This window comes from Rhodococcus sp. UNC363MFTsu5.1 (genome assembly GCF_000686785.1).
GTDB classification, from domain to species: Bacteria; Actinomycetota; Actinomycetes; order Mycobacteriales; family Mycobacteriaceae; genus Rhodococcus_G; species Rhodococcus_G maanshanensis.
In genome coordinates this window covers 153,358-165,754 of sequence record NZ_JMLO01000009.1, presented here as the reverse complement: position 1 = coordinate 165,754, position 12,397 = coordinate 153,358, and the positions used below count along the sequence as shown (strand labels likewise).

Annotated in this window: 11 protein-coding genes; 3 read left to right on the top strand and 8 right to left on the bottom strand. The window is 69.3% G+C overall.

Translation table 11 applies throughout. The features are described 5' to 3' along the window. Positions 1-5: 5 nt before the first annotated feature. From BR31_RS0111705 to BR31_RS0111695, 3 genes are read right to left on the bottom strand one after another with little or no spacing between them, the layout of a single operon-like run. Positions 6-1,250: an aminodeoxychorismate synthase component I gene (locus tag BR31_RS0111705; RefSeq protein ID WP_027501128.1), complete on the bottom strand. Its 1,245-nt coding sequence runs from the start codon at positions 1,248-1,250 to the stop codon at positions 6-8. 55 nt (positions 1,251-1,305) lie between these two features. After that, on the bottom strand, positions 1,306-2,445 hold the full coding sequence (locus BR31_RS0111700; protein ID WP_027501127.1) for an NAD(P)/FAD-dependent oxidoreductase: 1,140 nt from the start codon (positions 2,443-2,445) through the stop codon (positions 1,306-1,308). Continuing rightward, positions 2,445-3,608, bottom strand: coding sequence for an FAD-dependent oxidoreductase (locus BR31_RS0111695; RefSeq protein ID WP_027501126.1), 1,164 nt, complete (start codon positions 3,606-3,608; stop codon positions 2,445-2,447). The genes BR31_RS0111700 and BR31_RS0111695 overlap by 1 nt, the downstream gene beginning before the upstream one ends. A gap of 71 nt (positions 3,609-3,679) precedes the next feature. Here BR31_RS0111695 and BR31_RS0111690 point away from each other — a divergent pair, with 71 nt between their 5' ends. Then, entirely contained in the window at positions 3,680-4,609 is a 930-nt protein-coding gene (locus BR31_RS0111690; protein WP_027501125.1) for a LysR family transcriptional regulator, read from the top strand. A 7-nt stretch (positions 4,610-4,616) separates the two neighbouring features. Here BR31_RS0111690 and BR31_RS0111685 read toward each other — a convergent pair whose 3' ends face one another. The 3 genes from BR31_RS0111685 to metG all read right to left on the bottom strand — a co-directional run bounded on the left by BR31_RS0111685 (position 4,617) and on the right by metG (position 8,550). After that, the gene (locus tag BR31_RS0111685) at positions 4,617-5,666 is read right to left on the bottom strand and encodes a DUF2786 domain-containing protein (protein ID WP_231496453.1); all 1,050 of its coding nucleotides are present in this window, start codon (positions 5,664-5,666) and stop codon (positions 4,617-4,619) included. Between the two features lie 93 nt (positions 5,667-5,759). After that, positions 5,760-6,968 carry a DUF2786 domain-containing protein gene (locus BR31_RS0111680; protein ID WP_051637319.1) on the bottom strand — a complete coding sequence of 403 codons (1,209 nt, stop codon included), beginning with the start codon at positions 6,966-6,968 and terminating at the stop codon, positions 5,760-5,762. 1 nt (position 6,969) lies between these two features. Then, positions 6,970-8,550 (bottom strand): methionine--tRNA ligase, encoded by a 1,581-nt coding sequence (gene metG, locus BR31_RS0111675; protein WP_037176338.1) that lies wholly within the window; start codon positions 8,548-8,550, stop codon positions 6,970-6,972. A 20-nt stretch (positions 8,551-8,570) separates the two neighbouring features. On the opposite strand from metG, the gene BR31_RS0111670 reads away from it, so the two are divergent. Together BR31_RS0111670 and BR31_RS28325 are read left to right on the top strand one after the other, a co-directional pair. Next, complete coding sequence (locus BR31_RS0111670) at positions 8,571-9,398, top strand: TatD family hydrolase (protein ID WP_027501121.1); 828 nt, start codon at positions 8,571-8,573, stop codon at positions 9,396-9,398. 92 nt (positions 9,399-9,490) lie between these two features. Further along, the gene (locus tag BR31_RS28325) at positions 9,491-10,027 is read left to right on the top strand and encodes a DUF6578 domain-containing protein (protein WP_051637318.1); all 537 of its coding nucleotides are present in this window, start codon (positions 9,491-9,493) and stop codon (positions 10,025-10,027) included. Positions 10,028-10,112: 85 nt separating this feature from the next. On the opposite strand, the gene BR31_RS0111660 is transcribed toward BR31_RS28325, so the two are convergent. Together BR31_RS0111660 and BR31_RS0111655 are read right to left on the bottom strand one after the other, a co-directional pair. Beyond that, complete coding sequence (locus BR31_RS0111660) at positions 10,113-10,877, bottom strand: amino acid ABC transporter ATP-binding protein (RefSeq protein WP_027501120.1); 765 nt, start codon at positions 10,875-10,877, stop codon at positions 10,113-10,115. Further along, complete coding sequence (locus BR31_RS0111655; protein ID WP_156042446.1) at positions 10,874-12,331, bottom strand: amino acid ABC transporter substrate-binding protein/permease; 1,458 nt, start codon at positions 12,329-12,331, stop codon at positions 10,874-10,876. The genes BR31_RS0111660 and BR31_RS0111655 overlap by 4 nt, the downstream gene beginning before the upstream one ends. Positions 12,332-12,397: the final 66 nt, after the last annotated feature.

Here is a 12,397-nt window from a genome sequence, read left to right as displayed (position 1 = left end):
GGCGACTACCCGAGCGACATGATGCTCGACGCCTTGTCCAGGCATTCCTGCCACTCGGCGTCCGGGTCGGAGTCGATGGTGATGCCGCCGCCGACGCCGAGCACCGTGTTTCCGTCCGGGTCGAACTCGACGGTGCGGATCGCCACGTTCAGTTCGGTGCCCGCGAGTGGGGACGCGAACCCGACTGCGCCGCAGTACACCCCGCGATGGTCGGGCTCCCAGTGCGAGAGCAACTGGCGGGCGCGGTGTTTCGGGCAGCCGGTGACCGAGGCGGGCGGAAAGGCGGCCTCCAGCAGGTCCGCGGTGGTGGTGCCGGGCGCGGCGGTGGCGGCGACGGTGGAGACCAGGTGCCAGACCCCAGGGGCGGGGTAGACGCCGAGCAGGTCGGTGACCGTGACCGATCCGGGTACCGCGATCCGGCCGAGGTCGTTGCGCACCAGGTCGACGATCATCACGTTCTCCGCGACGTCCTTGACGGAGGCGCGCAGGCGATCCGGATCGTCGGCGATGGGCAGCGTGCCCTTGATCGGGCTCGAGCGGAGCAGGTCCCCGTGGCGCGAGAGGAACAGTTCGGGGGACAGCGATGCCACCGCGCCCCACTCGCCCTGCACAAAGGCGGCGCGGGCGGGCCGGGTCGCGGCCACGGCGTCGGCGAAGAAATGCAGCGGTTCGCCCTCCGCGCGGCCGCGGAACTGGGTGCACACGCAGGCCTGGTAGACCTCGCCCTGCCGGATGGCCTCGAGGCACTGCAGCACGCCGTGGCGGTGTGACTCGCGGTCGGGCGCGGTCCACTCGATCCGCCAGGGCTGCGCGGGCGCGGTGGGCGCGGTGATGGCGTCCGACCATGCGGTGGGGCAGGGGTCGTCGGTCAGGCTCTCGTACCACCAGCAGCCGTCTCGGTCCTGCCGCAACACCGAGTCCGTCCAGCCGCCTGCCGCGGCGGGGAGCGCGGCGGTCGCACCGCCGACCGGGGTGTCGGGGTAGGAGAGGTAGCCGATCCAGCCGCCGCCGATCACCGGACGGTCGTTCCCGGGTTCCTGGGCGGTGTCCGTTTCTCGATCCGAGAGGCCGAAGGCGCTCGCCGTGCCGACGGGGGCGGTGTGCACGGTCGGGGCCAGCACCGCCAGGGAACCGAACCAGTCGCCGATCAGCGCCGCGGGCGCGGGTGTGCCGCGGTCGACGGCCAGGCTCGCGAGGGCGCGCAACACGTCGGCCGGGTCGCCGCCGTCACCAATCCGCTCGATCCGCACCCGACAAGCGTGACACGGCCCCGCCCGCACACCCGAATCGAGCGGTCACGGGCCGTCAGTGCGGACCGCGACGCCACCGGTAGGACCCGCGAGTCGCCTGCTTCGCCATCCACTGCACCGTCGCGTCGCAGATCTGCTCCTTCACGAGCGCCCCCGCGCGTCCGGTGACCGCAGGCCAGGCGGGTGCGTCGTCCGCGCGGGTCGGCTGGAAGGCGCCGCGCTGCCGCCCGAGGCTGATGCACTGGCCGACGAATCCGAGCGAGAGCGGTGCCGGTTCGGTACCGCCGAGGCGGGCGAGGACCGTGTCGGCGGCGTGCGCACCCATCGGGAGGGCGGCCTGGCAGCTCATCCGGAGGTGGCCGAGTTCGTCCGGCGGTCCGGCGACCGCGTCACCGGCGCCGACGATTGAAGGGGTGCCAAGGCTCGTCAATGTCCCGTCGACCAGCAGCCTGCCATCGGCATCGACCTCGAGTCCGCTCCTGCGGGCCAGGTCGGGAACCGCGAAGGAGGTCGCGAGCACCGTGCAATCGCTCTGCAGGATCCGTCCGTCCGCGAGAGTGACCTTGCCCTCGGCGATTTCGGCCACCCGGTTCCCGTCGATCACCGTGACGCCGAGTGTGGCCAGCGTTGCGAGGATTGTGCGTCGCGTCCGCGGCGGCAGGGCAGGCGCCACCGGGGAGTCGGACACCAGGGTCACCGCGATCTCGGGATCCTCCTCGGCGAGCTCGGCCGCAGCCTCGACGCCGGTCAGTCCGCCCCCGATCACGGTGACGGCGAGCGGTCGCGGCAGAGCGCGCAATCGGAGCCGGAGCAGGTGCGCCTGTTCGAACTCGGACAGGGAGAAGGCGTGTTCGGATGCCCCCGGGATGTGGTCGCGCCGGTCGGTGCTGCCGACCGCATAGATCAGATGGTCGTAGGCGAGGTGTTCGCCATCGCCCAAACCGATCGAACCGGCCTGCGGATCGATCCGCTCGACGGTCCCCACCCGCAGCTCCACCCCGGGGTGGAGCACCCGCTCGAATGGGATTGTGGCGTCGGAGCTTCCGGTGACGAGCTGATGAAGCCTGATCCGTTCGACGAATGCGGGCCGGGGATTGACGACGATCACTCGCGTGTCCTCGCTCCGTGATTTCAGCCTGTTCGCGGCCATCACCCCGGCGTAGCCCGCCCCGACGACCACCACACTTGCGCTCATCAGCGCACCCCCTTCGACATCTTCAGTTCGGCGACCACGGACGTGGCCGCGCGTAGCGCGCTGTTGATCGCGATCTCCCCGCGCATCCCGGGGGCGGCGACCATGTCCCCGACGAGGTACACCCCCGAGCCCCGGTCGATCCCGGGTCGGTCGCGCCAGGTCTGGCCAGGCAGGTCGACGGCGCCGGTCCTGCCCCTCGCCGTCGCGGTCCGTTGCCAGGTGGCCCGGTCGCGCCAGTTCGGAACCGTGAGATCGGCGAAACGGTACAAGCGGGTGCGGGCCTGGTCGACGGACTCGCCCGCGCGCACCGGCATGTCGATCTGGAACAGGGACTCGCCCGGCGGCGCGACGGAGCGGTCCTGCATCGAGTAGCAGTCGTGGAAGCCGCCCTCGTCGAGGTCGGCGGCGGTGAACAGGTCGCGCCGTCCCTCGCGCACGGCGAGGTCGAGCATCACGCAGTGCCCGCTCTGCCAGTGCAGCGTCGAGTCGTCGAGGAGGCCTCGCGCGGAGGACAGTTCGGTCGCGACGATCGTCGGGGTGGAGGGGATCGCGTCCACCCGGGAGCCCAGTTCGATCCGGACCCCGAGGTCCCGCGCGCGGACCGCCATCCGGTTCGTGACCGCCTGCCATCCGCCGGCCACGTAGCGCACGCCGGGGACTCGCGGTCCGTAGATCCGTTGAAACAGATTCCACACGAAGGCCGCCGAGAGCTTCCCGGTGTCCGCCTCGTAGGTCGCGACACCGACGGAGTTCGCCATCGCTGTTGCGGCGTCGTGTCCGAAACGCCGTGTGGCCCAGGAATGGAAGTCGGTGTCGACGGGGGCGGCGGCCCAGGGGGTGAGCTGGGCCCGCAGCATCCCCATCGGCGGCCGCCTGCGAAATCTGCCACCCGACCGGAAGCCGAGCAGTGCGAGGCTGCGGACCGGTGGGAGGCACAGGCCCGCGACGAACCCACGCCGCTTGAGCCACTGCCAATGCGGGCCGTCCGCGTAGAACACGTGCGCACCCTCGTGGGCGACATACGGGCCCGCCGTGGCACGGGCTCGGCCGCCGAGCGTGGTGTGCGCCTCGTGGAGGGTGACCCGGGCGCCCGCCTCCGCGCACGCGATCGCCGCGGTGAGTCCGGCGAGGCCGCCGCCGATCACAGAAACCGAATCAGTCACGACTGCGACGTTAGGGAGCGGGCGACGATTACTCCAATGCATTGTTTCTGTCGTCTCGATGCGCTAGACGTATGCATGTGACCCTGACGCAGCTCGCCTGCTTCCTCGCCGTCGCGCGCACCGGGCATTTCACCAAGGCGGCCCGCGAGGTGCACCTGGCCCAACCCTCCCTGAGCAGACAGATCCTGGCGCTGGAGAAGAGACTGGGCGCCAGCCTGTTTCACCGCGCGCGGGGGAACATCGTGCTGACCGCGGCGGGCGAGGTGCTGCTGCCGCTGGCGACCAGGATGCTCGCGGACGAGGAGCTCGCGTACCGCGAGATCGCCGAGCTGACCGGGTTGCGGCGCGGCCGGGTTCGCCTGGGTGCGCCGCCGAGCCTGTGTGTCAGTCTCGTCGCGGACCTTCTCGAGCGCTATCTCGCGGCGTACCCGGGAATTGCGTTGAACGTGAACGAGAGTGGATCACGAGCGCTGGTCGACGCGTTGACCGGCGGTCTGGTCGACATGGCGTTGATCGTCTCGAACGAGGACCGCGGCGAGGAGGCGCTGGAGGTCACTCCGCTGCTGCGGGAGGACCTCGTCGTGGTGTCCTCGGCCGCCGCCGATCCGCTCACCGTGCGCAGTGCGTTGACGCTCGACGAACTCGCGAGCTCCCCCCTGGTGATGTTCCACCGTGGATACGACCTGCGCGCGGCAACCGACGTCGCGTTCCGGCAGGCCGGATTGACGCCGCGGGTCGCGGTGGAGGGCGCGGAGATGGAGGGCGTGCTGCGGTTCGTCGAGCGCGGTCTCGGTGTGGCCTTGGTGCCGTCGCTGGTGGCGGCCCATCGGCCCGGCCTGCGCTCGGTGCGGCTCAAAGCGCCGGAGCTCAGCCGCACCATTTCCCTGGCTCGCCGGGCCGACGTGCAACCGACCCACGCCGCGCGGGCGATGCAGGACATGCTGATGGCGGTCGTCGACGACATGGTCGCGGGAGGGGCGCACGGTCTCACGCGCCTTTGATCCGCCTTCACCCCGCGATCGCACGCCCTCCGGCCGAAAGCGTTGCCGCATCGGCGGCCTCCCGTCCCGCCCGCGCGCCACTCGGGTCGACCGCGGAATGCTGCCAACTCTTCGTGGGGCCGAACAGGCGGTCCACCTCGGCCTTCACCGCCGCCGCGCGCCCGGCGAGGAGGGGGAGCAGGTCCCCGAACCGGACTTCGGCGTCGACCACCACCCGTGCGGTCGCGGCCTTGTCCGCCTCGGTCAGTCGTTGGCCGATCCGGATGGCGAACCCGAACAGGAAGGCCTTGCGGAACGAGGTGGATCGCGAACCGTCCTCGCCCGCCTTGCTCATCGCCCTTGTCGCCTGGATGAGCAGCGAGGTGAACAGCATCTCGACCTGCTCGAGGTCGACGGGAGCCCCGACCACCGTGGCTGTGGCCATTCGTGAGTTGTACAGGGTCCGAACATGATTGGCATGGCCGATCGAGGTGAGCAGCAGGGCCTTCTGCTTGACATACGGGTTGTCGAGGTGGACCCGCCTGCTGTGCACGGTGACGCCGAGGCCCGGCTCGCCGGCGTCGAGAAGTGCGGAGCTGATCGCGTACCGGGTCATCAGCTCCTGGGCCTTGGCCGTGAGCGTCTCGGCCTCCTCGGTGAACTCCGTGCTCTCGGCCTTCGCCAGCAGACCGCGAATCTTGTTCGACACCTTCAGATCTGCCGGGCGAGATGGCTGCGTCTCCGATTCGCTGCGCTGCCGAGGCCAGGCCGAGGGCGGCGGGCACAGTGCCGTCCAGGGGCTCAGGTACTGCCACAGGAACCCGAGTGATCGGGCGTGCGCCTGGTCGACTGTCGCGGTCGCGACCGCCTCCGGGTGTGCGTCCGCGATTGCCTGCAGCTGGTCGAGCCACTGCCGCGGAGCCCTCGACCAGGCGTGGCTTCGTCGCGACTCCTCCAGGATCAGCGCCGCCGCGGTGAGGGTGGCGGTGGCGTCGAGCGCGCGTCTGGTGACGTGGATGACATCTGCGGGCTGCCAGCCGTGCTCGTACGCCAGGGCGAGCGCGTCGACTGCGGACATCTGTCGAATGCGTGTTCGATTATCGCTCATGGCGACAGTGTGCACCGAGGGTCCGACACGTGGTCCCGTCGCAGTTCAGGGGCGGAACGGGGCCTACTTGCGTCTGATTGCGCGCCCGCCCTTGGTCAGCGATGCGCTGTCCGCCGCGGCCCGCCCTGCGTGCCATCCCCTGGCGTCCACCGACCGGGCCCTTGCCTTCTTCGTGCTGGGGAACAGTCGGGTGAACTCTGCGTCGACCGCAGCGGATGTGGTGGCGAGGACCGGCAGCAGATCGCTCAACGGGATCGACTCCTCGTCGGCCGCCGCCTCGGTGGCCTTGGCGTCGGCGTCGTGCAGTCGCTGCCCGATCCGGCTGGCGAACCCGGCGAGGAAGGCCTTCCTGAACCCCGTGGTGCGCGCACCGCTGCGGCCCTCGGCGGCGGCCGACTGCATGGCCCTGGCCGACTGGACCAGCAGCGAGGTGTACAGCAGGTCGACCTGCTGTAGGTCGACCGGGGTCCCGACCGCGGCGACGATGTCGAGGTCGCCGAACAGGACGGTGCGAACCCGGTTCGCGTCACCGATCGCGGTCAGCAGGTGTGCCTTCTCCTTCAGGTACGGATTCTCGAGGTGAAACCGGCGGCTGTGCACCAGGGTTCCGCCGGTGTGGGCGCGTGACCGCAGCAGCGCGGCCGTGATCGCGTACCGCGTCATCAGCTCCTGCGCCTTCGCGGTGAAGGCCTCGGCCTCCTCCGCGAACTCGGTGCGCTCCGCCTTGGCGAGCAGCCCGCGGATCCGGCCCAGCACCTTGGGATCCGGGGCGGTCGAGGGTCCGGGGACCTCGGCGTCGGCTTCCGTGTGCGGCCGCTGCCCTGACGGGGCGGCGCTCTCAGCCGGCCACTGCGACGGCGGGGTGAGCAGAATCATCCAGTCCGGCAGCCGGTTCCACTCCGCCGCCAGCTCCGACAGTTGAAAGCCGAGGAAGCCCGACCGGCCTGCGGTCAGCGCGCCGGCGAGGTGCCCGCCCCGCGGACCGGTGACCGGTGTCCGGTCCGCCAGGCTGGCCTGCTCCGGGTACAGCTCGGCCACGGCGGTCAGCTGATCGGACCACTCCGCGGGGGCCCGCTCGGCCGCCCCGCTCAGCCGTGCCTCGTACAGCAGCACGGCCGCGGCGAGGGCGGGTGGCGACTCGGCGCCCCTGCGGGTCAGGTGCAGCAGGTCCGCGGGTTGCCAGCCGCGTTCGTAGGCGCCGACGAGCACGTCGAGGAGCGCCGCGGCCTCGGCCGACGGTCGGCCGTCGTCGGGCACGCCCTCGTCCCTCATGTCAGGCGGTTTCGGGCTCCACGTACCGGGGGAACACCGGCGACGGCGCAGGCAGCGGGTTCCCAGCCGCGATCCGCACGCCGAGGCTCGCGAAGTCGCGGGCGTCCTCGGCCTGCCCGAGCAGGTCCAGGATCTTCGCCCCGGAGTCCGGCATCACCGGCTGGACCAGGATCCCGACGATGCGCACGACCTCGAGGGTCACGTAGAGCACCGTCGCCATCCGGGCCGGGTCGGTCTTGCGGAGCACCCACGGCTCCTGCTGGGAGAAGTACCGGTTCGTATCCGCCAGCACCGCCCAGATCGACTCGAGAGCCAGGTGCAGGGCCTGACGGTCGAAGTCCGCGCGCACGACCTCGAGCAGCGCGTCGGCCTTGGCCAGCAGCGCGTTGTCGTCGTCGGTGAGATCGCCTGGGGTGGGGACCTGGGCGTCGCAGTTCTTGGCGACCATCGTCAGCGACCGCTGCGCGAGGTTGCCCAGCTCGTTCGCCAGGTCCGCGTTCATCCGCGTGACGATGGACTCGTGGCTGTAGTTGCCGTCCTGGCCGTAGGAGATCTCGCGGAGCAGGAAGAAGCGGAGCGCGTCGAGGCCGTACTGCTCGACCATCTCGAGCGGGTCGACGACGTTGCCGACCGACTTCGACATCTTCTCGCCCTTGTTGTACAGGAAGCCGTGCACGAAGATGCGCTTCGGCAGCTCCAGGCCGGCGGACATCAGGAACGCCGGCCAGTACACCGCGTGGAAGCGGGTGATGTCCTTGCCGATGATGTGCAGGTCCGCAGGCCAGAACTTGCGGAAGGACTCGCCGTCGGTGTCCGGGTAGCCGGCGCCGGTGAGGTAGTTGGCGAGGGCGTCGACCCACACGTACATGACGTGCTCGGGGTGACCGGGCACCGGCACGCCCCAGTCGAAGGTGGTGCGCGAGATGGACAGGTCCTTGAGGCCGCCCTTGACGAAGCTGACGATCTCGTTGCGCCTGGTGTCGGGTGCGATGAACTCGGGGTGCGACTCGTACAGCGCGAGGAGCTTGTCCTGGTAGGCGGAGAGCCGGAAGAAGTAGGTGGACTCCTCGGTCCAGACCACGGGGGTGCCGGTCAGCATCGAGACCCGGGTCCCGTCCTCGAGCAGTTCGGTCTCGGCCTCGGTGTGGTAGGCCTCGTCGCGCACCGAGTACCAGCCCGCGTAGGTGTCGAGGTAGATGTCGCCCGCCTCGGCCATGCGCTCCCAGAGCACCTTGCAGACGGCCTCGTGGTCCTCGTCGGTGGTCCGGATGAACCGGTCGTACGAGACGCCGAGGGCCTTGTCCAGCGCCTGGAACTCGTCGGAGTTCCTGGCCGCGAGCTCGCGGACGGGGATGCCCTCCTTGGCCGCGGTCTGCTGCATCTTCAGGCCGTGCTCGTCCGTGCCGGTCATGAAGAACACGTCGAAACCGTCGAGGCGCTTGAAGCGCGCGAGGGCGTCCGAGGAGATGTACTCGTACGCGTGGCCGACGTGCGGGACGCCGTTCGGGTACGCGATCGCCGTGGTCATGTAGAACGGCGGCCGGGTGGCTTCGGGGCGGCTGGGTGCGGGTGACACAGTCATGGTGCGCCTACTCTATCTGCGTGCCAAGAGACCGTCCGGCCCCGGACCTGCCAGAGCCGCTCGCGCCCCTGATCGACTCCCACACCCACCTCGACGCGTGCGGCGCCACGGACGCCGCGTCGGTGGCCGAGATCGTCGACCGCGCGGAGCGGGTCGGCGTCGGTCGCGTGGTCACGGTGGCCGACGATCTGGCCGCCGCACGGTTCGCGGTGGACGCCGCGAACTGGGATCCGCGGGTGTACGCGGCGACCGCGATCCATCCGACCAGGGCGAACGTGCTCGACGACGCGACAAAGGCCGAGATCGAGCGCCTCGCGGGCGATCCGCGGACGGTCGCGGTGGGGGAGACCGGGCTCGACTACTACTGGCCGGGCAAGCTCGAGGGCTGCGCCACCGTCGAGGAGCAGGTCGAGGGGTTCCGCTGGCACATCGACCTGGCCAAGCGGCTGCGCAAGCCGCTGATGATCCACAACCGGGAGGCGGACCACGACCTGCTGGCGGTGTTGCTCGACGAGGGCGCGCCGGAGACAGTCATCTTCCACTGCTTCTCCTCCGACGCGAACATGGCGATGGCATGTGTGGAGGAGGGCTACGTGCTCAGCTTCTCCGGCACGGTCAGCTTCAGGAACGCGCGCGAGCTGCACGAGGCCGCGAAGCTGGTGCCCGACGACCAGCTGATCGTCGAGACCGACGCGCCGTTCCTCACCCCGCACCCGTTCCGCGGCGCACCGAACGAGCCGTACTGCTTGCCGTACACGGTCCGAGCGCTGGCGCACACGCGTGGGCAGGATCCGCTCGAGCTCGCCCAGGCCTCGACCGCCACCGCCCGCCGGGTCTACCGCATCTGACGCCGAGTGTGCAGTTGCGGTCGCATCGCCCGAGAGCGACCGACGGAAACTGCACGCTCGACGAGTAGATTGGGCCGCACAGGTGACGACGAATGCACGGGTTCACGAATTCGACTCCCGTCGACCGCGGCGTCGACGTCGTCGCCGTGTACGTCGCGGCGTGGGAGATCGAGTGCTGCGCCTCGCCGCCCGAGGTGGGCCGCGAGGCGACGTGGGTGCTCTCATTCACCGCGGACGACACCGAGCCGGAGATCTTCCACCGACCGGTGCGCTGGGACCGCATCGGCAGCAAGCTCAGCGCTGGCGGCGTCAGTGCCTACTGGCGGGACGCGCCCGACGACCTGTCCGACCATCCCTCCGGGCTGCGCGGACGGTTGCAGGGGACGGTGCACGGCGCGGACGTCCCTGATGGATTCGACGGCACCACCGGCACGGTGCTTGGCGTGTACCTGCTCGACGAGCTGTACCGCGAGGACGAGGCGGGCGTGTGGCGCCCGCTGCCGGGGACCGAGTTGCGGACCTCGGTAGGGAAAAGTCCCAGTTGGTTCGGTGGCAGTGGGACATTCGTGTCCGGGATGGACTGCCGCAAACAGACCGGTGTCGTGATGGAGCTGGCGGTCCCGGGCTGACGCAGCCGCCGAGTGTGCAGTTGTAGGGGCATCGCCCGGGAGCGACCGACTACAACTGCACACTCGGCGAGCGGCGGGGTCCGGCTTACAGCACCTTCTTGAGGAAGTCCTGCGTGCGCGGGTTCTGCGGGTTCCCGAACAGCTCCGCGGGGGTGCCCTCCTCGACCACGAACCCGTCGGCCATGAAGATCACCCGGTCGGACACCTCGCGGGCGAAGCCCATCTCGTGGGTCACCACGACCATCGTCATGCCCTGGTCGGCGAGGTCGCGCAGCACCTGCAGCACCTCGCCGACCATCTCTGGGTCGAGTGCGCTGGTGGCCTCGTCGAACAGCATGATGTCCGGGTTCATGGCCAGCGCCCGGGCGATCGCCACGCGCTGCTTCTGTCCACCAGAGAGGTTGGCGGGCTTGGCGTTCGCCTTCTCGCCGAGACCCACCTGCTCGAGCAGTCTGAGCCCGGTGGCCCTGGCCTCCTCCTTGGTGGCTCGCTTGGTCTGCACCGGCGCCAGCATCACGTTCTCCAGCGCGGTCATGTGCGGGAAGAGGTTGAAGTGCTGGAACACCATGCCGATGTGCTGGCGCACCTTGTCGATGTCGACCTTCTTGTCGGTCAGGTCGTAGCCGTCGACGATCACCGTGCCGTCGGTGATGTCCTCGAGCTTGTTCAGGCAGCGCAGGAAGGTGCTCTTGCCGGACCCGGAGGGCCCGATCACGCAGACCACCTCGCCGTTGGCGATGTCCACGTCGATGCCCTTGAGCACCTCGTTGTCCCCGTACGCCTTCTTGAGGCCGGAGACCTGAATCTTGGTGGTGGGCGACGCAACCGGCGTCGCTGACGACTCCGTCATGCGTTGATCCTCTTTTCGAGCCGGTCGGACAGTTTGGTCAACGCCATGATGATGACGAAGTAGAAGATGCCGACGATCAGCCACATGTTGAAGGACTCGAAGTTCCTCGCGATGATGATCTTGCCGGTCTGGGTGAGCTCGGCGATACCGATCACCGACAGGATCGAGGTGTCCTTGAGGGTGATGACCGCCTGGTTCACGAACGACGGCATCATCGTGCGCACCGCCTGCGGCAGCACGACCTTGCGCATCGAGGCCATGTAGTTCATGCCGAGGCTGCGCGACGCCTCCATCTGGCCCTTGTCGACGGACTGGATGCCACCGCGGATGATCTCGGTGATGTAGGCGCCCGCGTTCAGGCTCAGGGTGATGACGCCGGCGGTGAACGCAGGCATCTGGAAGCCGAGCGCGGCCGGGATGCCGAAGTAGATGAAGAACGCCTGCACCAGCAGCGGGGTGCCGCGGAAGATGTCGACATAGGTGACGCCGATCGCGCGCAGGAACTTGCTGTGCGAGACCCGCAGGAACCCGAAGACCAGACCGAGCACCAGCGCGATCGCCAGCGACACCACGGTCAGCACGATGGTCATCCACAGACCCTTGAGCAGCTGCGGGTAGGTGTCCTTGAGGAGCGAGAAGAAGTTGTTCCCGCCCTGGGCCTCCTGCGCCCCCTCTCCGAGATAGGTGTCGAGGATCTTGTCGTACTGCCCGCTGGCGCGCAGGTTCGCGAGCCCGGCGTTGAACTTCTCGATCAGTTCGGCGTTCTGGCCCTTGGAGACCGCGAACCCGTAGGAGTTGCCCGCCTCCTTCTCGCCGACCGCCTTGAGGCCGTTGCCCTGCGCGATGCCGTACAGCAGCACCGGGTAGTCGTCGAACACCGCGACCGAGTTACCGGTCTTGACGTCGTCGTACATGCTGGCGGAGTCGTCGAAGGTGACGGTGGTGAAGCCGAACTTGTCCTTGATGGACTCGGCGAACATCGCGCCCTCGGTGCCGGTCTTGATCGCGACCCGCTTGCCCCTGAGGTCCTCGTAGGACTCGATGTCGTCGTTCGACTTCGCGACCGCCATCTGGACGCCGGAGTCGAAATACGGATCGGAGAAGTCGAAGACCAGCTTGCGCTCGTCGGTGATCGACATGCCGGCGATGACGCCGTCGACCTGGCGCGACTGCAGCGCCTGCACGGCGGCGTTGAAGCCGAGCGGCTTGACCTGGTAGCGGAATCCCTGGTCCTCGGAGATGGCCTTGAGCAGGTCCATGTCGATGCCGACGAAGTCGCCCTGCTCGTTCTGGAACTCGAACGGGGCGAACGTCACGTCGGTGGCGATGACGTAGGTCTTGTCGGGGTCGGATTGCGCGGTGGCGGTTCCGGCTCCGAGGACGAGGGCGAGCAGGGCGAGGATGCCGATCACGACGGGTAGTCGGTCGAGTCTTCGGCGCGATTGTGTACGCATCCGCGTGAGCATTCCTGGTCACGATTGCAGGAGCAAACGGCTCGCCCTGTGTACCGATTTGAGACC

Bases quoted from the DNA above. Each gene is read 5' to 3' on its own strand.
- BR31_RS0111700 (WP_027501127.1), bottom strand. From the start codon at position 2,445: ATGAGCGCAAGTGTGGTGGTCGTCGGGGCGGGCTACGCCGGGGTGATG.
- BR31_RS0111690 (WP_027501125.1), top strand. From the start codon at position 3,680: ATGCATGTGACCCTGACGCAGCTCGCCTGCTTCCTCGCCGTCGCGCGC.
- BR31_RS0111685 (WP_231496453.1), bottom strand. From the start codon at position 5,666: ATGTCCGCAGTCGACGCGCTCGCCCTGGCGTACGAGCACGGCTGGCAG.
- BR31_RS0111680 (WP_051637319.1), bottom strand. From the start codon at position 6,968: ATGAGGGACGAGGGCGTGCCCGACGACGGCCGACCGTCGGCCGAGGCC.
- metG (WP_037176338.1), bottom strand. From the start codon at position 8,550: ATGACTGTGTCACCCGCACCCAGCCGCCCCGAAGCCACCCGGCCGCCG.
- BR31_RS28325 (WP_051637318.1), top strand. From the start codon at position 9,491: ATGCACGGGTTCACGAATTCGACTCCCGTCGACCGCGGCGTCGACGTC.
- BR31_RS0111660 (WP_027501120.1), bottom strand. From the start codon at position 10,877: ATGACGGAGTCGTCAGCGACGCCGGTTGCGTCGCCCACCACCAAGATT.
- BR31_RS0111655 (WP_156042446.1), bottom strand. From the start codon at position 12,331: ATGCGTACACAATCGCGCCGAAGACTCGACCGACTACCCGTCGTGATC.